This is a genomic window from Okeania sp. SIO3I5 (assembly GCF_010672085.1).
Lineage (GTDB): Bacteria > Cyanobacteriota > Cyanobacteriia > Cyanobacteriales > Microcoleaceae > Trichodesmium.
This window is the reverse complement of the sequence record NZ_JAAHHT010000162.1, coordinates 1-22,082: the sequence shown is the minus strand read 5'-3', so window position 1 is coordinate 22,082 and position 22,082 is coordinate 1. Positions and strand designations below refer to the sequence as shown.

Genomic DNA, 22,082 nt, shown 5'->3' with positions numbered 1-22,082 from the left:
TTTCCATATATGAAGTGTGGAAAATCTCGGAGAAATAAAAATCTGAAGAATCAATACGAACTCTGTCAATTACAAATTATTTTTCATCTCAAAAACTGTAGGGGTTGGGTCTCCAAACCCTCTTTGATTTCTGTTTTTAAACCAAAAATTTGGCGATAAAAAATTTCCATATATGAAGTGTGGAAAATCTCGGAGAAATAAAAATCTGAAGAATCAATACGAACTCTGTCAATTACAAATTATTTTTCATCTCAAAAACTGTAGGGGTTGGGTCTCCAAACCCTCTTTGAATTTCGGTTTTCAAACCAAAAATTTGGCGCTCAAAAATTTCCATATATGAAGTGTGGAAAATCTCGGAGAAATAAAAATCATTTGTAATCAACACGAACTCTGTCAATTACAAATTATTTTTCATCTCAAAAACTGTAGGGGTTGGGTCTCCAAACCCTCTTTGATTTCTGTTTTTAAACCAAAAATTTGGCGATAAAAAATTGCTATATATCCGGTTTTGGAGACCAAAATCCCTAGGATAAAAAATTGCAATATATTTGGGTTTGGAGACCAAAATCCCTACGGTAAAAAATTGCTATATATCCGGTTTTGGAGACCAAAATCCCTAGGATAAAAAATTGCAATATATTTGGGTTTGGAGACCAAAATCCCTAGGATAAAAAATTGCAATATATTTGGGTTTGGAGACCAAAATCCCTAGGATAAAAAATTATAATATATTTGGGTTTGGAGACCAAAATCCCTAGGATAAAAAATTGCAATATATTTGGGTTTGGAGACCAAAATCCCTAGGATAAAAAATTGCAATATATTTGGGTTTGGAGACCAAAATCCCTAGGATAAAAAATTGCAATATATTTGGGTTTGGAGACCAAACCCCTACGAGAAAAAATTATAATATATTTGGGTTTGGAGACCAAACCCCTACGGTAAAAAATTATAATATATTTGGGTTTGGAGACCAAACCCCTACGGTAAAAAATTATAATATATTTGGGTTTGGAGACCAAACCCCTACGGTAAAAAATTATAATATATTTGGGTTTGGAGACCAAACCCCTACGGTAAAATATAACTTTTTAACTGATAACTGAAATGGACTTACAAACTGACAAAGAATGGTGGACTCAACAATGGATAGACTTGTTAAATTCTTATCGGTTTAAAAAACGATTAGAACGAGCAAGAAATTATGCCAGACAAGGCAATGTTCTAAGTTTAGAATTTAAAGAGCAAAGAATTATTGCTCAAGTTCAAGGAACAGCACCTGAACCCTACAAATTATCTTTATGGTTAGATACTTTCACTGATGAAGACTGGAGTTATATCATTGAAACTATGTCAGAAAGAGCAATATTTACCGCCAAATTATTAGCAGGAGAAATGCCTCAAAATATAGAAGAAGTTTTTGCTGCTAATGGTTTAAGACTCTTCCCTTTTACATTAGATGATATCAATGCTAAATGTGACTGCCCAGACCCAAAAAGAGTTTGTAAACATATTGCAGCAGTTTATTATTTATTAGGCGATCGCTTCAGTGACGACCCATTTTTATTATTTCAATTACGAGGTCGTACCAAAGAAAAAATCTTAGAAGAACTACGTCAAAAACGCGGTCAAAGTGAAGATGAAAAAATCCAAAATGAAGAGTCATTTGTTAACTCCCCAATTATAACTTCAGCTACTCAAAAAAATCTCAAAATTGAGCAATTCTGGGAATATAATCAACAGTTAGATTCTTCCTTAATAGTGATTACTCCATCTCCAAGTAATGAGACAGTTTTAGATGTTTTAGGACAAATTCCTTTAGGTGCATCTGCTGATATTGTGATGGATTCTTTCCAGAAAATTTATCAAAATATTAGTCAGGAGGCAGTGATAATAGCATTAAACCAGGGAGAAGATAAACATGATAGCTAAAATAAAAATTCCCAAGACTGAGAGATTGAATGTATCAGAAAATATAAAAAAGGAAATAGGGAACATGGAATAGGTTGGAGGGGAGTTTTATTAAAAAAAACTATAATTTTTTATAGTATTTATCAGGCTAATAAAGTACATTTATCCTAAATTTCTATTCTATTCCCTATTCTCTGTTCCCTGTTCCCTTGTGAATATGTTATATTAGGATAAACTAGCTAAAAAAAACTAATAGCTATATAACTCTAATTTATACAATAGTGATTTTTTACCATGTTTGTACGAAGCTTGTTAGGACTTCCCTTAGTAAGTCTTTTAGTTTCAATTCTTCCAGTTAATCACCTGCAATCTACATTAACAACTCAGATGGAATCTAGCCAACAATTGCTGGCCGTATATTTTCCTGAATCAGATTCAAAAGGTGCGCCATCTAGAACTGCAGGAACTGGAACTCGTGGTCCATGTAGCCTAACAAAAGAGGAAAAATTAGAAGTTAATCTCACTGCTGTAATGCCAAAAAATAATATAGGTACAACAGTTAGTCCTAACCCAACTGTCTACTTATATGTTCCTAAAACCAGTAAACAAAATGCAGAATTTGTTGTGTATGATAAAAGCGATAGAACTGGAAAACCAATATACACAAGCAACATATCTCTACCTGAATCTTCTGGCATTGTGAAAGTAAGTTTGCCAAAAACTGTTGAATTACAACCTAATAATACTTATATTTGGCATTTTGGTATAATTTGTGATCCTAATAAACCTAGTTTAAATTATTATCTTAATGGATGGTTAAAACGTACCTCTCTAACTCCAAAAATAGAAGCTAAATTGAAAGAACTGGAGGAAAAACCATTAGAGCAAGCTAAACTCTATGCTGAATCATCTGTTTGGAACGAAACAATTACAACTTTAGAAAAATCTCGTGTAACTTATCCTAATGCCTGGAAAGAACTTTTACAATCAGTAGGGCTAGAAAAAATTGCCGATAGTCAAATCTTCGATCTTTCTGAACAAATATAATCTAGGGTTTGCTGAAAAAGTATGCATGGGTTCGGGTAGTCCTCAGGAGACTCGAGACAACCCACCCCTAACCCCTCCCAGGAGGGGAAGACTCGAGGAGTAACAAATGAGCGAGGAGGCAGAAGGAAGAATTTAATTCGTGATTTTTCAGCCAATAGTCAATCCTTTCATCCTAACTTTATGCAGCTCTTGCGTAGCAAAAACGTTGTAATGCATGAAAGAGCATTATCGGCTAAAACCTTTATCTATCAATGGTTTAAAATTTAATCAGCAGAGCAATAATCTAATCAAATGACGGGAGAAAGTTGGCCAGCAAGTTTCAACGGCTTGTTGAACAACAACTCACTGGACATCCGTCAGATTAGTGACTCACTATAGAGGACATATTTAACCCACATTCCGCACCACAAAATGTAGTATATAAGAAGGAGTCAGGAGTCAGGAGTCAGGAGACAGAATTTAGGAGAAAATCATAGCTGCCGTGATTGAGTAATCAATCAAGCAAGTATTTATGCTTAATTTTTGACTCGTAATTTGATGAACAAAAAAAGTAATTGAGATAATTTGCATAGTATAAATACTTAATAAAGCTACGGATTTTATACTAATTTTTATGTTACAAATTGAAGTGCGGAATGTGGGCTTTAAGACCAAAAAAAGGAAAGGCCAGTTAGGCAGGTGTGTCAGAAGCATAAACCACCTCGTGAATTTTAGGAATCTGACATTGTGCTAAAGCACAATGTCAGGATAATGTCAAGTAATGGATAAACCAAATTCTTTGGTTGGTATTTTAACTCCTGGAAGAGTCAAATTATTCATCTGGCAGTGGCGCGGGGTGTGGATAACTACTCCCTGCGTAACTTTGTTTGTAGTTTTGCTACGCCTAACTGGAATATTACAGTTATGGGAGTGGAATACATACGACTTTTATATCCGAAAGAGACCCTTACCTACACAGGATCGGCGTATTGCCATAATTGGCATTGATGAAGCAGATGTACACAAAATAGGTCAACCCATTCTTCCCGATGCTACATACGCCAAGCTCCTAGAAAAACTTAAAGCTATGGAACCCAGAGCTATTGGTTTAGATATTTACCGAGATTTACCAGTGCAACCTGGCCACCAAGAGTTAGTCAGAATATTTCAAAATACCCCCAATTTAGTTGGTATCCAGAAAGTAGTGGGGGATGAGAAACAAGAAGGAGTAGCACCACCACCAGCTTTAAAAGAAAAAGGACAAGTAGGGGCCAATGATATGCTGGTTGATGCAGATGGCCGAATAAGAAGGGGTTTATTTTACTTAGATAATCAAAATGGGGAAAGAACCCATAGTTTTGCCCTGCATTTAGCATTGCATTATTTAGAAAAGGAAAATATTAAAGCAGAAATAGTAGAGGGAACAAATAATTGGCGTATAGGTGCTCGAGTCTTCATTCCCTTTGCAGAAAATGATGGTGGTTATGTGAGAACTGATGCAGGTGGTTATCAATTATTAATCAACTATCGAGGACCTATTGGTTATTTTGAAACCGTTAGTCTCAGAGATATTCTTGAGGAGCGAGTACCTCCAGACTGGGGACGCGATCGCATCATTCTGATTGGAAAAGTAGGAGAAAGTTTCAAAGATCTATTCTATACCCCATATAGTAGTGGTCTGTTAACCCTGCCAAAACCAATAACAGGAGTAGAAGTCCAAGCAAACTTTATTAGTCAAATTATTAGTGCGGCCTTAAACGAACGTCCCTTAATTAGAACTTGGTCTGAACCTCAGGAATGGTTATGGATTTTTATCTGGTCTGGAGTTGGAGCTACAGTTGCATGGCACTGGCGAAATCAAACAAAACAATATTTATCATTAGCTTTATTTAAACAGCTAGCTCTAAAAATCTTTATTTTATTTGGTAGCAGTTATATTGGTTGTATTTATGGTTGGTGGATTCCCATTGTACCACCTCTATTAGCATTAGTAGGTGGTTTCTTTGTCATTACAGGTTATGTTGCTGGTACTGCTAGTGGGATTAGAAAAACTTTTGATCGTTATCTTTCTCAGGAAATAGTCAGTAATTTATTAGAAAGTAAAGAAGGTTTAAAAATAGGTGGTAAAAGACAAACTATTACTGTATTAGCTTCTGATTTAAGAGGATTTACGGCTCTTTCAGAGCAATTATCGTCAGAAACTGTAGTAAAAATTATTAATATTTATCTGCAAGATACATTAAAAATTATCACTAAATATGGCGGTACTATTGACAAGTTGCTTGGGGATGGAATCATGGTTGTTTTTGGTGCTCCAATAGTTAGGGAAGATGATGCGGAAAGGGCAGTTGCTTGTGCTGTGGCAATGCAGTTAGAAATGGAGTCTATTAATAAGAAAATTCAAGCTCAAGGATTACCAGCTTTAGAGATGGGTATTGGTATTAATACAGGGGATGCGGTAGTGGGAAATATTGGTTGCGAAGAACATACCGAATATACTGCTATTGGTTGGGAAGTTAATTTAGCTTTTCGCATAGAAACTTATGCGATTGGGAATCAAATCTTAATTTCTAATTCTACTAAAGAAGCGATCGGGATTTCCAAACTAAGAATAGATAGTATGAAGGAAATTAAGCCTAAAGGTATGAGTAATAGAATCAAGATTTATGAAGTAGGAGGTATTGGCGATAAATATAATCTGTTTTTACCAAAAGAAGAGGAAATATTATTATTGTTAGAAAAACCAATTCCCATTTTTTATTTGATTGTAGAAGGGAAACAGATTAGTAATACTGTATTTAGAGGAAATTTAATTAAACTTTCTCAGAGAGGTGCAGAAATAGAGATGAATAAATGTGCTTCAACAGATTTATTACCATTACCTTATAGTAATATTCAACTTAATTTATTGAAGCCTGACAATGAATCATTTATGAGCGAACATATTTATGGGAAAGTTTTAAAAGTAGAAGAAGCATCAAAGATTTTTTATATCCGTTTTACTTTCAAACCTCAATCTGTTACTCAACAATTTGATAGTTTATATCAATCTTCAAAAGAGGGAATAGGGAATAGGGAATAGGGAGGTGTGGGAAGTGTGGGAAGTGTGGGAGGTGTGGGAAGTGTGGGGAGTGTGGGGAGTGTGGGGAGTGTGGGGAGTCTGGGGAGTGTGGGGAGGGTTGGGAGATAAAATTTTGTCTGCTCAAAATTCTCACTTTTTGAGCTTTTTAGACCCAAAAGCTGGCATCTTTGTGGTAGTTTTTCGCTTTGTTATATCATATTCGGATAAACACTAACTATAAAGTCATTGCCACTGGAACGGAGTGGAAGGTTTGCTCCGCATTCCCTAAGGAAAGCAATCTCAGGGGTTTACAGCGCTTTTCAAATCAATGAACCACATAGTCACAAGTAAAATATGGTAGGGGCGATTCGCGTAATTAGGAGCATTCCGTAGGAAATCGCCCCTACAGTTGGTGTACGATTAGATATTTTTCGTAAGTCCTGTATAAAGTCATTGCGAGTGGAACGGAGTAGAAGGAAGCAATCTCAGGGGTTTAAGATATCTCTTCCATCTATATCCTAATCATAACTATTCAACCGAACATGATATTAGAGCTGCAAAAAGTTAGTATTTTGGGTAGACAAGGGTAGAGCAATCAAGGGACAATTCTTACTCCTAGCAACTCCCTACTTCCTATTCTCTAATTATTAAAAACTTAGATAAACTATGAAATTAAAATCTCTACTTACACAGGTTAGCTTCAGTTCTGGAATCTGGCTAATTCTAATAACATTATGGTCTCAAAAACCAGTAAATTCTCAAATAATACCAGACCAAACATTAGGGGAAGAAAACACAAGAATTAGAAATATAGACCAACTGAAAAAACAAATAGAAGGCGGGGCAATTAGAGGTGCAAACTTATTCCACAGTCTGCAAGAATTTAACATACTTGAAAATCATAGCGTCTACTTCACAAACCCAGCCGGAATAGAAAATATCTTAACCAGAATTACAGGAAATAATGCCAGTAATATATTAGGAAAATTAGGAGTAGATGGAGCAGCTAACTTATTTTTAATCAATCCTAACGGTATCTTCTTCGGACCAAACGCCACCCTAGACATTAGTGGTTCATTCCTAGCTACAACCGCCGACGAAATTAGACTAGGAGAAAATGGATTATTCAGTGCCACAAACCCGCAAAATAATAACCTATTATCAGTAGCACCATCAGCTTTATTTTTTAATCAAATAGCAAATCAAACAGGAAATATTATTAATACAGCAACAGAAACAGGATTAGAAATTTCCAGAAAAGAAACCCTAGGATTAATAGGAAATCAGGTGATAATTGATGGAGGAAAATTAACAGCAGAACAGGGCAGAATCGAAATAGGTAGTGTCGGAAGTAATAGTTTAATAGAAATAGAACCGAGGGAAAATAATTATGTATTAAATTATGCAGAAGTAGAAAATTTTAATAATATTGAAGTAAAAAATAATGCAGTAGTAGACGTAAGTGGAGAAGGAAGTGGGGAGATACAAATACAAGGAAAACAGATAGTAATTCAAGAAAGAGCGAGAATTCTAGCCGACACATTAGGAACCGAATCAGGAGGCAACATATCATTAACCGCCAGCGAATCAATAGAAGTAAATGACAGCTTAGTCAATGCTGATGTAGGAATAGGTGCAACAGGCAATGGAGCAAATATCACAATTAACACTCCAGGTTTAACATTGACAAATCGAGGACAGATCAGCACAGGAACATTTGGAGCAGGAGCAAGTGGAGCATTAACAGTAAACGCCGAACAGATAGAAATAATAGGAGCATCACCAGACGGTCAAAACCTCAGTGGTTTATTTACAAGCGTATTCCCAGGAGCAACAGGGAGAGGGGGAGACGTTACCATTAACACTCAAAGCTTGAAACTATTGACTGGAGGACAACTAGGAGCCAATGTACTTGGGGAAGCAGAAGGAGGAAATATAACAGTAAACGCCAAAGAAATAGAAGCAAATGGCACAATACAAGTAGATTCACCAATACTACAACAAGAACTGCTGCAAGCCTTAAATGGTCAATTTCCCAGTGGAATTTTAGCCGTCGTTCTACCACAAACAACAGGAAACAGTGGGAAATTAACTGTCAATAGCGATCGCGTCATCTTAAAAAATGGAGCGCAAATAGGAACAGCAACATTGGGGTCGGGAAATAGTGGAGAACTAGCAATCAAGGCAGCAGAGATAGAAGCAGTAGGAACCTCACCAGATGGGTTGTTGCCAAGTAGCTTTTTTACCTCCGTCTTAGTTGGAGGAACAGGTGAAGGAGGAAATATCAATATTGAGACCCAAAGTTTGACTCTAGAAAATGGGGGGCAAATAAGAGCAGGAACATCTGGAGTAGGAAACAGTGGAAATATCAGGGTGAAAGCCAAAGAAATTAACTTACGAGGTAGTTCTGCTGATGGTCGGTTGGCCAGTAGTATTCAAGCACCTGTAGAAGATTTATTAGAGATAGTTCCTGAAGCTTTAGGTAGTTTTGAAGGCGGCCAAGTATTAATAGAAACTGAGAGACTGAGTATGGAAAATGGAGCCACAGTTCGTGCTACCACATTTGGGGAAGAGCAAGGTGGAAGCATTGAAATCAAGGCTAATGACATTGATGTTGATAACAGTATCATTAGTGCTGACAGCAATAATAATAACATCGACATAATTACGATTGGAGATGGAGGCAACTTAACAATTAATACTCAACGTATGAGCTTGAAAAATGGTGGCAGACTGCTAGCAGTTACATCAGGTGCAAGTCAAGGGGGAAATATTACCATCAACGCGACGGAAATGGAAGCATCGGGAATTTCACCAGATGGGAGTTTTCCCAGTGGTATAGACACTAGAGTCCAGCAGGGAGCAACAGCAAATGGAGGCAACTTAACCATAAATACCCAACGTCTAATACAAACAGATGGAGCATCAATTCAAGCAGGGGTTCTCAGTTCCGGTCAAGGCGGCGACGTGACAATCAATGCTAAAGAGATTGAATTATCTGGTAGCGCTGCAAGTACAAACTTATTTCCAGAATTATCACCTCTGATCCTCAGCATAAATGGTGAAATTTCTAGTTCTTTATTGGTAACTGTTTTGCCAGGCGCAACCGGAAAAGGTGGAAACTTAACAATCAATACCGAAAATCTGACCGTGCGAGATGGAGGATTAATTGGTACAGGAACATTCGGTTCAGGAGAAAGTGGAGATGTAACAGTAAGAGCAACAGAAATTAATTTGATAGGTACTAACCCTACTGGTCAACTTCCTAGTAGTGTGTTTACCACAGTTTGGTCAGGAGGAACAGGCAATGGTGGCAACTTAACCATTGATACCGAACGCCTCTACCTTAGAAACGGTGGTCAAGTCAGAGCAGGTACATCTGGTTTAGGTAAAAGCGGAGATTTGACTATACGAGCCAAAGATATTGAAGTCAGTGATCGTGTGTTTGAAACTACTGGTCTTGCTGACAATGATGGAGTTGGTAGTGGTATATTTGCCAGTGTAGAAGACTTAACAGAATTATCTTTAGGTCAGGGTAAAGGAGATGGTGGTAACGCATTTATTCAAACAGAACGCTTAACAATTTTAGATGGAGCTGAAGTTAGTGTCATCACTGAAGGTGAGGGGAAAGCCGGCAATCTGACCATTAATGCCACCGATAATATTACCCTCTCTGGAGTCAGCAACCTGACTGGGAATTCCAGTGCTATCAATGCTGGCAGCGAGTCAGGTGCAACAGAAAGAGGCGGAAATCTCAATATTACTACTCCCACTCTCAATCTTAGCAATGGTGCTGTGGTTACTGCCAGAAGTCGCAGTAATTCTAATGGTGGTAATATCTCTTTAAATGTCAATCATCTCAATCTTGCCAGTGGCGCTCAAATTCTTACCTCCAGTTTCAATGACGGTAATGCCGGAACTATTAAAATTAATGCTGATAGTGCTATTACTCTCTCTGGCCGTGATCTGAATTTTAACGATCGAGTGGCTAATTTTCAAGAGGAAAGTATTGACACCGATGGAGCCGACACAGCGATCGCATCTCGTTCCCGTGGTAATGGTAATGCTGGCTCTGTTACGATTAATACACCACAATTGAGAGTAGAAGACCAGAGTATTATTACTGTCAGCAGTTCTGGGAGTGGGGTAGCAGGTTCTCTTTTGATAAATGCTCCATCTATTCGGCTCAACAATGGTACTCTCAGCGCTGAAACTAATGCCGGAGAACAAGGCAACATTACCATACAAGCTTCAGAAATTAACCTACAAAATCAGAGTCAAATTACTACAAATGCTACTAATTCTGCTACAGGTGGAGATCTTAATATTGATACAAAGTTTTTAATTGGTTCAGATAATAGCAACATTAGTGGTAATGCTTTAGAAGGAGAAGGTGGTAATATTTCTATTAGTGCAGAAGGGGTGTTTCTCGACAACAGTAGTCAAATTACTGCCACCTCAGTTTTAGGTGTTGATGGTTCGGTAGAGCTGAATACTCAGGTAGACCCGACTCAAGGAGTAGTCAAATTATCTGCTACAGTTATCAATGCTGAGTCATTAGTAGCACAAAATTTATGTGCAGCAACAACTGAGGAAAAACAAGGAAGTTCTTTTGTGATTACAGGTAGAGGTGGCCTGCCTCCAGATCCGACTCAACCATTGACAGTATTGCGGGGAACTGTGGGGTGGGAAAGTAATATACAAGAGGACACAAAAGTTGTGATGTCTGAATCTCAACAACCTGTGGTGGTTTACCGTAGGATAGATTCTCAGAAGTTGCCACAAATTACTCAGGCAATGGGTTGGGTGATGACTGAATCTGGTAAAGTAACCCTGACATCTACTACAAATGGAGTTAATTCAGCTAGTCCACAATTAATTCATCCTAGTTGTTATCTATTTTTAGGAAGTAGAGAGTAAAGAGTGGGCAGTATGGGGAGATGGGAACCGATCTCTAATATATTGATTTTTTACATTGTATTTTTTCTTATTAAGCCTTATTTAATCAACCACATAAATTTAGATAACTATGAAATTAAAATCTCTACTTATACAGGTTAGTTTAACCTCTGGAATCTGGCTAATTGTACCCACATTATGGTCTCAAAAACCAGTAAATTCTCAAATAATACCAGACCAAACATTAGGGCAAGAAAACACAACAATTAGAAGTATAGACCAACTGAAAAAACAAATAGAAGGCGGGGCAATTAGAGGTGCAAACTTATTCCACAGTCTGCAAGAATTTAACATACTTGAAAATAATAGCGTCTACTTCACAAACCCAGCCGGAATAGAAAATATCTTAACCAGAATTACAGGAAATAATGCCAGTAATATATTAGGAAAACTAGGAGTGGATGGAGTAGCCAACTTATTTTTAATCAATCCCAACGGTATCTTTTTCGGACCAAACGCCACCCTAGACATTAGTGGTTCATTCCTAGCTACAACCGCCGACGAAATTAGACTAGGAGAAAATGGATTATTCAGTGCCACAAACCCACAAAATAATAACCTATTATCAGTAGCACCATCAGCTCTATTTTTTAATCAAATAGCAAATCAAGCAGGAAATATTATTAATACGGCAACAGAAACAGGATTAGAAATTCCGAGCAAAGAAACTCTAGGATTAGTAGGAAATCAGGTGATAATTGAGGGTGGAAAATTAACAGCAGAACAAGGGAGGATCGAAATAGGTAGCGTCGGAAATCAGAGTTTAATAGAAATAGAACCGAGAGAAAATAATTATGTATTAAATTATGCAGAAGTAGAAAATTTCAACAATATTGAACTGAAAAATAATGCAGTAGTAGACATAAGTGGAGAAGGAAGTGGGGAGATACAAATACAAGGAAAACAGATAGTAATCAAAGAAGAATCAGAGATTCTAGCTAATACATTAGGAAGTCAATCAGGAGGCAACATATCATTAACCGCCAGCGAATCAATAGAAGTAAATGACAGTATTGTAGAAGCCAAAGTGAAATCAGGTGCAACAGGTAATGGAGCAAGTATCACGATCGACAGTCCAGGTTTAACCCTGGCAAATGGAGGAGAAATTAGCACAGCAACATTTGGAGGAGGACAGGATGGAAGTATTGAAATTAATGCTGATGATGTTGAGGTTACTAGCAGTTTTATTAGTGCTCAGAGCAACTCTAATAACGATATCGCCAGAACTACCATTGGAAAAGGAGGAAACTTAACAATTAATACTCAACGTCTCACCTTGAAAAATGCTGGGAGACTGCTAGCAGTTACATCCGGAGCAAGTCAAGGGGGAAATATTCTGGTTAATGCTAGAGAAATCGAAGCATCTGGAATATCGCCAGATGGTAGGTTTGCCAGTGGTATAGACACTCGAGTCCAACAGGGAGCCACAGGACAAGGTGGCAACTTAACAATAAATACCGAACGTCTAATACAAACGGACGGAGCAATAATTCAAGCGGGAGTTTTCGGTTCCGGTCAAGGGGGGGACATTACAATCAATGCTAGAGAGATTGAATTATCTGGTAGCGCGATAAGCGAGAATTTATTTCCAGAACTATTACCTCTACTCCAAGGCGTAGAAACTGAATTTCCCTCTTCTTTGTTGACAACTGTTTTCCCTAACGCAACAGGAAAAGGTGGAAATTTAACAGTCAATACCCAAAGTCTGACCCTGGGAGATGGAGCAGCAATTACTACAGGAACACTCGGTTCAGGTGATAGTGGAGATTTAACAGTAACAGCAACAGAAATTAATTTAACAGGTACTAGACCTATTACTCAAGTTCCTAGTGGTTTATTTACCACCGTTTTCTCTGGGGCAACAACAGGCAATGGTGGCAACTTAACAATCAATACCCAAAATCTGACTATGCTAGATGGAGGAACAATTACTACAGGAACATTTGGTTCAGGTGATAGTGGAGATTTAACAGTAACAGCAACAGAAATTAATTTGACAGGTACTGAATCTATTTCTCTAGTTCCTAGTGGTTTGTTTACCACCGTTTTCTCAGGAGCAACAGGCAATGGTGGCAACTTAACTATTGATACCGAACACCTCCGCCTCAGGGATGGTGCCCAAGTGGGAGCGGGTACATTTGGTTCAGGTCAAAGTGGGGATTTAACAGTAACAGCAACAGAAATTAATTTAACAGGTACTAGACCTATTACTCAAGTTCCTAGTGGTTTGTTTACCACCGTTTTCTCAGGAGCAACAGGCAATGGTGGCAACTTAACTATTGATACCGAACGCCTCCGCCTCAGGGATGGTGCCCAAGTGGGAGCGGGTACATTTGGTTTAGGTCAAAGTGGGGATTTAACTATAGGAGCCAAAGATATTAAACTCACTGGTCGTTCTGACGATGGTATGCTGCCTACGACTATACTTGCCAGTGTGGAAGATTTAACAGACTTATCCTTGGGTCGAGGTAAAGGAGATGGGGGTAACGCATTTATTCAAACAGAACGGTTAACAATTTTGGATGGAGCTGAAGTTAGTGTCATTACAGAAGGTGATGGTAAAGCTGGAAATCTCACCATTAATGCCACCGACAATATTACCCTTTCTGGAGTTAGCAACTTTATTGGTAACTCCAGCGCCATTACTGCCAGCAGCGACTCAGAAGCCACACAACCAGGTGGAAATCTCAATATTACTACTCCCACTCTCAACCTGAGTAATGGTGCTGTTGTTACTGCCAGAAGTCGCAGCAACTCTAATGGTGGTAATATTTCCTTAAATGTCAATCATCTCAACCTCGCCAGTGGCGCTCAAATTCTCAGCTCCAGTTTTAATGACGGTAATGCCGGAACTATTAAAATTAATGCCGATAGTGCTATTACTCTCTCTGGCCGTGATGTGAATTTTAACGACCGAGTGGCTAATTTTCAAGAAGAAAACATTGACACCGATGGAGCTGAAACAGCTATTACTTCTCGCTCCCGTGGTAATGGCAACGCTGGTTCTGTTACTATCAATACACCACAATTGAGAGTAGAAGACCAGGGTCTTATTACTGTCAGCAGTTCTGGCAGTGGGGAAGCAGGTTCTCTTTTGATTAATGCTCCATCTATTCAACTCAACAATGGTACTCTCAGCGCTGAAACTGCTGCGGGAGAACAAGGCAACATTACCATACAAGCTTCAGAAATTAACCTACAAAATCAGAGTCAAATTACTACAAATGCTACGAATTCTGCTACAGGTGGAGATCTTAATATTGATACAAAGTTTTTAATTGGTTCAGACAACAGCAATATTAGTGCTAATGCCATAGTTGGTCAAGGTGGTAATATTTCTATTGGTGCAGAAGGAGTGTTTCTGGACAATAGTAGTCAAATTACTGCGACTTCAGCTTTGGGTATTGATGGTTCGGTAGAACTGAATACTCAGGTAGACCCGACTCAAGGGGTGGTAAAATTATCTGCTACAGTTATCAATGCTGAGTCATTAGTGGCACAAAATTTATGTGCAGCAACTGAGGAAAAACAAGGAAGTTCTTTTGTGATTACAGGTAGAGGAGGTCTAGCTCCAGACCCGACTCAACCATTGACAGTATTGAGGGGAACTGTGGGGTGGGAAAGTAATAGACAAGAGGACACAAAAGTTGTGATGTCTGAGTATCAACAACCTGTAGTGGTTTACCGTCGGATAGATTCTCAGAAGTTGCCACAAATTACTCAGGCAATGGGTTGGGTGATGACTGAATCTGGTAAAGTAACCCTGACATCTACTGCAAATGGTGTTAATTCAACTGGTCCACAATTAATTCATCCTAGTTGTTATTTATTTTTAGGGAGCAGGGAGTTAATGAATAATGAATAATGAATAATGAATAATTAATAATTAATAGAAGGGTGGGGAGTGTGGGGAGTGTGGGAAGTCGGGTAGGGACGTTGCATAACAAAAATGCGTTTCATGTCGCGTAGCGAAACGTCCCTACACATAAGAATAATTAACACTCTACTACTTAGAATCTGTTGTAGTTATTATACCTCTCGGGAAAAGAGGGAGTAGGGAGTAGGGGGAAATAATTGATGATTTATACGGAATAATTGATTGGATTTTTGATTATCACTAGAGGTCTATTATACTGGCAACTGATAACTGATAACTGATAACTGATAACTGATAACTGAATATGATTGTCTGGATAATAATTCTAATTTTTTTCTCCTATTTTTCTACTTCTAACCCTGCTATTGCTCAAATAACTCCGAGACCAATTAATCCTAATCCTCAACCTTTACCACAAATAGAACCATTACCACCACCAGATGATTTACTCCAACCACAACCAGTTCCATCTCTACCTCCCCAATCTCCTCCTCTGCAAATTCCTGGTAAGATTACTGTCACCCAATTTGCCGTTATTGGCAGTACAGTTTTTAGTCCCACAGAATTAGCAGAAGTTCTCAAACCATTTACAGGTAGACCTATTTCTTTTGCAGAATTACTTCAAGCACAAACAACAGTAACTCAACTATATTTTGACCACGGATATATTACCTCCGGAGCTTTTATCCCACCACAAACTTTGCAAGATGGTACTGTTGTTATAGAAGTTATTGAAGGACAACTCGAAGAAATTGAAATTTCTGGCCTGAAACGACTTAATTCTAGTTATATTCGCAGTCGTATTGAACCTGGTATTCAGACACCTCTAAATCAAAATCAGTTATTTCAATATCTACAGTTACTACAACTCAACCCTCTAATTGAAAGATTATCTGCTAACTTAACAGCAGGAACTCGTCCTGGTTTGAGTAGGTTAGAGATAGAAGTCGAAGAAGCACCTGCTTTTTTTGCTCAACTTTCTGCTGATAATTTACGTTCTCCTAGTGTGGGTACTATTCGTCTTCAAGGTACAATCTCTCATAATAATTTGACTGGGTTGGGCGATCGCTTTAATGTTACTTACTATCGTACAGAAGGCAGTAATACACTGGATGAATTGAGTTATACTATTCCAATTAATTCTAAAAATGGTACTATTAGTTTACGTCATCGTCGCACCAATAGTGAAATTATTGAAGCTCCTTTTGATGAATTAGATATTGACACAAATTCTCGGACTTATGAAATGAGTTTTCGCCAACCTATTTATCAAACTCCTAGTACAGAAATTGCTTTAGGTTTAACAGGTTCTGTAGAAGAATCACAAACTACTCTTTTAGATGAACCTTTTCCAGGTTCTATTGGTGCAGAAGATGATGGGGAAATTAATATTTCTTCACTGCGTTTTTTTCAGGAATATACTTTTAGAAGTACCAAAGATGTATTTGTGACACGTTCAGAATTTTCTCTAGGGATAAATATTTTTGGTGCTACTGTTAATAATCAGGAGCGAGATGGAAGATATTTTCATTGGCGAGGACAAGTACAATATTTACGTTTATTAGCACCAGAAACGGTATTTTTAGTTAGGTCAGATATTCAGTTAGCTCCTATCAGTTTGTTTCCCCAAGAACAGTTTAGTTTAGGAGGAGGATTAAGTATAAGGGGGTATCGTCAGGATGCTTTGCTTGCTGATAATGGTATGTTTATTTCTACTGAATTTCGGTTCCCTATTTTGCGAGCAAGAAACTGGGATGCTACTTTACAATTAACTCCTTTTGTTGATTTTGGTACTGTTTGGAATAGTAATGAGTTGGAATTAATTGAGGATACTTTATCTTCTGTGGGTGCGGGTTTAAGATTCCAAATAGGAAGTCGTTTTTCTGCTCAATTAGATTGGGGAATTCCTTTTATTGAGATAGATACTAATGGAGATTCTTTGCAGGAAGAAGGTGTATATTTTTATCTTAGATATAGAGCTTTTTAGTTATAGTGCTAGGGAATAGGGAACAGCAGACTAATAAAGGGTTTTTCTTATAGGGAAATGCTCCGCAAACAGGATTTATAAATGTTCTAACTTTAATGCGTATAGCAGAAATTTATTCTGCTGTTGGAGGAGTAATAAAATAATCTATTTTGCCGGAGCGTGGGTTATATAGAATCCGGGTAATTAGTTATCGTATTACTGAGGAGTTATGAGTTATGAGTTATGAGTTAGGAGTTAGGAGTTAGGAGTTATGAGTTATGAGTTATGAGTTATGAGTTAGGAGTTATGAGTTATGAGTTATGAGTTAGGAGTTAGGAGTTAGGAGTTAGGAGTTACAAAGGAAATGACAATGCATAAATTTTTAAATTCGTATTCATGCTTAACATATTTTAGTTGAGGATTTTTGAATGCGATTACTGTATAACCGGATTTTATATTACGTACTTGAAGTTTATTTACCGAATAATTAATAGACGTCTTGCAGAAGTCAGGCAATAGGCAATAGGCACTCTTGCAATAGCGGTGCGACCCCGCGACGACGACAGATCGCTTGCCGAACGCGCACCAATAGAGGGGATGAAATTGTTGATTTGAGAGCTAGTATTGATTTAATTTTTACTTTTGCAAGAGAACTAATAATTAAATAATTCAGGTTGAAATCCTCCCCTTTTAAGGGGAAAAAATTTATTTTTTCCTTTGAGTCAATCCTTTCCCTTTTAGGGAGAGGTAATTATCCATTATCCATTAATGAAACCTACCTATTTGCCAACCAATTCGATAAATCGTCGAGATTATTAAACTTTAAAACTGCTTTAACTAAATCCTCCAAATCTTCCAAAGATAGACTTTCAAGCTGAGTAGCAATTTCCTTTTCTGGTACTTCTATAAAACGCTCTTTGAGTAAAAGCATTATGATAGCGATCGCCTGTTTAATTCTGCCTTTTTTCTCTCCTTTTTGTTCTACTTTTTCTTCAGCTAAAAGTATTTTGCCACTCTCATCTTGTGCCATAATTGCTCTCTGTTCCATCAACTCTAACTCTTCAGGACTTAAATTAATTTCGTTGGCAATATTCAGAGCTTTTTCTATTGCTGATACTTCCCCTAAACTTTCTGGAATTATCTCTAAACTGTCTGTTTCTTTTATAAAATAAATCCACTTATCCACTAAAGTTTTTAACTCGTCCAATGATTTATTAAACTTTGGTAATTCTACAAAAACTAATTCCATTTCTGCTGCTGTGTACTCAAAGAATTTTTCCTCATTTAAAAATGCAAAATGATTGACCACATCTGAGGTTTCTTCAAACATTTCAAAATCTGTAATTGTCACGGCAATTACTGGTTTTAAATTCATATAAGCTTGAGGAGGATTTAATTGAGCTGCATAAGTTTTTGCTAAGTTATAAACCACTCGTTTATCAAAGGCAGTAACGCTAGCTACTTGCATCTCAATAATTACTTGGGAATTATCATTTAATACTGCTCTGACATCCAAATAACTATCTTTTAAAGTTTCCACCTGACGGGGATTATAAGGGTTGAGAATTGTGAGGGATTTAATTTTGTTTTTCCCTTTATAAATAATGGCATTGAGAAAGCTAATTAATATGTCTTGACTTTGGTCAGAACCGAATATTTTTTTAAAAGCATAATCGGTTTTCGGACTGATAAATCTCATAGTAATTTTATATCCTAATTAATGATTAATTGATAAATTATAACTCTGTAGGGAGGTTGAATGCAAAGTCTCTACTTTATGTTTTATTCAAATTAAAACTACTTTGGGTAGGACTTATCTATTTGTAAACCAATTCGATAAATCGTCGAAATTATTAAAATCAAAAATCTCTTCGCTCAAATTTTCTAACTCCTCCAAAGATAAATTTGGCAACTGATTTTTCAGATTCTCTGGAATCTCACCAAAACGCTTTTTAAGTTGACGCATTATCAGAGCGATCGTCTGTTTAATTGTCGCTTTTTCTTCAGCAAAAAGTATTTTACCACTCTCATCTTGCGCCATAATTGCTCTCTGTTCCATCAACTCTAACTCTTCAGGACTTAAATTAATTTCGTTAGCAATATTCAGAGCTTTTTCTATTGCTGATACTTCTCCTAAACTTTCTGGGATTACATCTAAACTATCTGTTTCCTTTATAAAATAAATCCACTTATCCACTAAAGTTTTTAACTCGTCCAATGATTTATTAAACTTCGGTAATTCTACAAAAACTAACTGCATTTCTGCTGCTGTATATTTAAAGTGTTTTTTCTCATGTAAAAAGGAGAAACGATTGACAACATCTTTGGTTTTTGTAAACATTTCAAAATCTGTAATTGTCACGGCAATTACTGGTTTTAAATGTCTATAACCTTGACGAGGACCTAATTGAGTTGAGTATGTTTTTGCTAAGTTATAAACCACTCGTTTATCAAAGGCAGTAACGCTAGCTACTTGCATCTCAATAATTACTTGAGAATTATCATTTAATACTGCTCTAACATCCAAATAACTATCTTTTAAAGTTTCCACCTGACGGGGATTATAAGGGTTGAGAATTGTTAGGGATTTAATTTTGTTTTTCCCTTTATAAATAATGGCATTGAGGAAACTAATTAATATGTCTTCACTTTGGTCAGAACCGAATATTTTTTTAAAAGCATAATCGGTTTTTGGACTGATAAATCTCATGGTAATTTTATCTCCTAATTAATGATTAATTATTAAATTATAACTCTGTAGGGAGGTTGTATGCAACGTCCCTGTTAATATTGATAATTAATAATTAGACATCTCCAAAAATCCCAAATAAAATCAATTTTTTCTCCCCTATTTCTGTAGTAATAGTAGTGGGAGCATCTTGCTCCCTAACTCTTACCAATTGCCAATTTCCTCCAAACCTATTCTCAAAAAAAGGCAAGATTTTTGACACAAATAAAATAGGATTGCTATATGTAAACTTCAATATTTCTAATTATCGCTGTTTTCTATTGTTGGAAATTCGACTTTATCATAAATGTCTGCCAGGGTTATTTGAAAATCAATTGAGTTGAGAGAGATAGTTTCTTCGAGTTCATTATATTCTGAAAAAATCCATTTTTTTTGAGCAGTTTTGAAATATTGTTCGACTTGAATTGTGTATTGATCTATGAGTAGATATTATTGAAATGTAGGAATAGTTCGATAAGCTGCAAATTTTTCATCTTTATCATAATTTCTAGTTGAATTTGACAAAACTTCGGCAATTATTATGGGGTTGGTAATGGTGTCTTTTCTTCCTTGTTGTAATTGTAAATTTCCTGGAGTTACCATAACATCAGGATAAGTATAGATGCGTTTTTTCGGAATCCAAAGTCGTTGGTCTGCAACAAAAACTCGATAGGGTTGACGTTTAAGGGAAAAATTTAAAGATGCACTGAAGTTAAGGGCAATTTGATTATGATTTGGAGTTCCACCAGTTATATGAATAATTTCACCATTAATGTATTCGTGTCGTTCTTGTGAGTTAGTTTCAATGTTTAGGTATTCGGTGGGAGTGTAGTTTTTTTGTTGTTTAATTTGCATGGTTTTCAGGTTTTATGGAAAAGGTAATTGCTGCTGTTTTTACTTTTAAAATAAAGTAAGAATTTAGCTTTATTAAATAGCTGAATGCTTACAAAATTAACTCTCATCATTACTAAAATTACTATCTGTAAGTTGTGGTTCATATTTTGCATACCAATATTCAATAACTAGCAAAGATGAATTAATTAACCGATTCCAATTATTATCATCTAATTTAATTTGCTCTGTGGCAGGTCTAAAATGCACTATTGAATTACGAATTTTATAAATAAAATTTCCTAAATTTCCCTTTTTTGTACCTTCAATATCAGCTTTGACTTGACGAAGTATTTGACGTGCTGTATCGGGAGAATTATTAATCAGTTTATTCAATGCTTCATTTTCTTTTGGTTTCCAACCAATATAAGACTCAATATCATCAGCAAAGTCTAGTAAAGAGCATTTAATATTCAGGTTCAGTTTTTTGTGCAAGTCTTCTAGTGCTGATATAGGAAACAATCTTTCAATACATCTATAAATATCAAGAAATGAATATTTCCAAGAAACAGAAACTAAGCTGAATAGTAAACTTTCATAGGGGATATTCTTTGAACCTTCAATGAATAGCTTTTCAAACTGATTCAGAGTATCTGATGAAAATTTTAATGATATTAGTTGGCTACTTTTAACAGCACAGAAACCAGAAATTCTGGTAATATTTATTTTGTCTAAACTTAAAAAAGGAGAATTTTCGGGAATTTTATAAACAAAGATAGGTTCAAAAAAATCTTTTACTTTAGAAAATTCATATGGAATTATCTCATCTTCAGATTCAGATTCAGATGGATAAAAAATTTCATCTCTAATCTTATAGGGGTTTACTTTTTTATTGACTGATATTTTCAGTTCAAACAATAAAGCTGTAACTATACCTGCATTCAATTCTAGAAACTGAATAACTTCTTCTTCTTGATTTGTTTCTAAATATTCCTGCACGCCAATAGTTACAAAATAATCATTACCATCATATTGAAAAGATGCTGTTTGAAAATTTGGTAAAATATGATATTTCTCGTCGATAACTTTTAAACTTTTTAACCACTCTTTATCTTCATCATTAGTTTCAATACAGCGTTTTTTCTGTCTATCAATAACAACATCAATTTGATTATGTTCAACAAAATCAGCTAATTCTCCAAAGATATATTTATTGGCTTCCTTCATATTTATTGACATATTGTTATTAGTAAGCTCTCCAACATGGTGTCATTGTTTTAACATCAAATTTTTCTTCTATTAATACTTTAAAAGCTCCTAAAAAGAAGGTTCTGTCAAAGTTAGCAGATTTACCAGGTTTTTGACTAATAAGTTCATTGAGTATTGGAAAATCTAAAAAATCACCTATTTCACCAGGTTTCATTTTTTCAAGTTTTGCAAAAAGTTGATTAGCACCATTTTCTATTTCATTCCATCTTTTATTTTGTTTTTCTAAATCATAATCATTACCAGGTCTACCTTGTACATATAAAGCAATAGAAGTTACAAAACCAATACAAGCTGCATGACTACTAAATAAATCTTTACCTTCTTTAAAATATCCCTCTTCTTCTGTATTTTTATATGCAGATATAACTTTATCGAAGTCAGCTAAATATCCTATCACTTCATAGAAAATATTTGTAAAATTAGGATTAGCTACTGATTCTATAAAGTCTTGTTA

Annotated in this window: 12 protein-coding genes; 7 read left to right on the top strand and 5 right to left on the bottom strand. The window is 36.2% G+C overall.

Annotated features, from left to right (window positions below; translation table 11 throughout):
- Positions 1-1,107 precede the first annotated feature (1,107 nt).
- The 7 genes from F6K40_RS27560 to F6K40_RS27530 all read left to right on the top strand — a co-directional run bounded on the left by F6K40_RS27560 (position 1,108) and on the right by F6K40_RS27530 (position 16,821).
- Positions 1,108-1,932, top strand: a complete 825-nt coding sequence (locus F6K40_RS27560; RefSeq protein WP_293140299.1) for an SWIM zinc finger family protein — start codon at positions 1,108-1,110, stop codon at positions 1,930-1,932.
- Between the two features lie 366 nt (positions 1,933-2,298).
- Positions 2,299-2,958: a DUF928 domain-containing protein gene (locus F6K40_RS27555; protein ID WP_293140298.1), complete on the top strand. Its 660-nt coding sequence runs from the start codon at positions 2,299-2,301 to the stop codon at positions 2,956-2,958.
- A 760-nt stretch (positions 2,959-3,718) separates the two neighbouring features.
- Positions 3,719-6,019: a CHASE2 domain-containing protein gene (locus F6K40_RS27550; RefSeq protein ID WP_293140297.1), complete on the top strand. Its 2,301-nt coding sequence runs from the start codon at positions 3,719-3,721 to the stop codon at positions 6,017-6,019.
- 13 nt (positions 6,020-6,032) lie between these two features.
- Positions 6,033-6,233, top strand: a complete 201-nt coding sequence (locus tag F6K40_RS27545) for a hypothetical protein (RefSeq protein ID WP_293140296.1) — start codon at positions 6,033-6,035, stop codon at positions 6,231-6,233.
- Positions 6,234-6,664: 431 nt separating this feature from the next.
- On the top strand, positions 6,665-10,918 hold the full coding sequence (locus F6K40_RS27540) for a two-partner secretion domain-containing protein (protein ID WP_293140295.1): 4,254 nt from the start codon (positions 6,665-6,667) through the stop codon (positions 10,916-10,918).
- A gap of 109 nt (positions 10,919-11,027) precedes the next feature.
- Positions 11,028-14,822, top strand: coding sequence for a two-partner secretion domain-containing protein (locus tag F6K40_RS27535; RefSeq protein WP_293140294.1), 3,795 nt, complete (start codon positions 11,028-11,030; stop codon positions 14,820-14,822).
- A gap of 316 nt (positions 14,823-15,138) precedes the next feature.
- A complete protein-coding gene (locus tag F6K40_RS27530; RefSeq protein ID WP_293140293.1) occupies positions 15,139-16,821 on the top strand; it encodes a ShlB/FhaC/HecB family hemolysin secretion/activation protein in 1,683 nt (560 codons plus the stop codon).
- A 754-nt stretch (positions 16,822-17,575) separates the two neighbouring features.
- Here the strand turns inward: F6K40_RS27530 and F6K40_RS27525 are convergent.
- From F6K40_RS27525 to F6K40_RS27505, 5 genes are all read right to left on the bottom strand, one after another.
- Positions 17,576-18,499, bottom strand: coding sequence for an Rpn family recombination-promoting nuclease/putative transposase (locus F6K40_RS27525; protein ID WP_293140292.1), 924 nt, complete (start codon positions 18,497-18,499; stop codon positions 17,576-17,578).
- A gap of 114 nt (positions 18,500-18,613) precedes the next feature.
- Positions 18,614-19,510 (bottom strand): Rpn family recombination-promoting nuclease/putative transposase, encoded by an 897-nt coding sequence (locus tag F6K40_RS27520; RefSeq protein ID WP_293140291.1) that lies wholly within the window; start codon positions 19,508-19,510, stop codon positions 18,614-18,616.
- Between the two features lie 468 nt (positions 19,511-19,978).
- Positions 19,979-20,383 (bottom strand): Uma2 family endonuclease, encoded by a 405-nt coding sequence (locus tag F6K40_RS27515; protein WP_365673011.1) that lies wholly within the window; start codon positions 20,381-20,383, stop codon positions 19,979-19,981.
- A 96-nt stretch (positions 20,384-20,479) separates the two neighbouring features.
- Positions 20,480-21,586 (bottom strand): hypothetical protein, encoded by a 1,107-nt coding sequence (locus tag F6K40_RS27510; protein ID WP_293140290.1) that lies wholly within the window; start codon positions 21,584-21,586, stop codon positions 20,480-20,482.
- Between the two features lie 19 nt (positions 21,587-21,605).
- Complete coding sequence (locus F6K40_RS27505) at positions 21,606-22,025, bottom strand: hypothetical protein (RefSeq protein ID WP_293140289.1); 420 nt, start codon at positions 22,023-22,025, stop codon at positions 21,606-21,608.
- Positions 22,026-22,082: the final 57 nt, after the last annotated feature.

Bases quoted from the DNA above. Each gene is read 5' to 3' on its own strand.
- F6K40_RS27520 (WP_293140291.1), bottom strand. From the start codon at position 19,510: ATGAGATTTATCAGTCCAAAAACCGATTATGCTTTTAAAAAAATATTC.
- F6K40_RS27555 (WP_293140298.1), top strand. From the start codon at position 2,299: ATGGAATCTAGCCAACAATTGCTGGCCGTATATTTTCCTGAATCAGAT.
- F6K40_RS27525 (WP_293140292.1), bottom strand. From the start codon at position 18,499: ATGAGATTTATCAGTCCGAAAACCGATTATGCTTTTAAAAAAATATTC.
- F6K40_RS27550 (WP_293140297.1), top strand. From the start codon at position 3,719: ATGGATAAACCAAATTCTTTGGTTGGTATTTTAACTCCTGGAAGAGTC.
- F6K40_RS27510 (WP_293140290.1), bottom strand. From the start codon at position 21,586: ATGAAGGAAGCCAATAAATATATCTTTGGAGAATTAGCTGATTTTGTT.
- F6K40_RS27560 (WP_293140299.1), top strand. From the start codon at position 1,108: ATGGACTTACAAACTGACAAAGAATGGTGGACTCAACAATGGATAGAC.
- F6K40_RS27515 (WP_365673011.1), bottom strand. From the start codon at position 20,383: ATGCAAATTAAACAACAAAAAAACTACACTCCCACCGAATACCTAAAC.
- F6K40_RS27540 (WP_293140295.1), top strand. From the start codon at position 6,665: ATGAAATTAAAATCTCTACTTACACAGGTTAGCTTCAGTTCTGGAATC.
- F6K40_RS27535 (WP_293140294.1), top strand. From the start codon at position 11,028: ATGAAATTAAAATCTCTACTTATACAGGTTAGTTTAACCTCTGGAATC.
- F6K40_RS27530 (WP_293140293.1), top strand. From the start codon at position 15,139: ATGATTGTCTGGATAATAATTCTAATTTTTTTCTCCTATTTTTCTACT.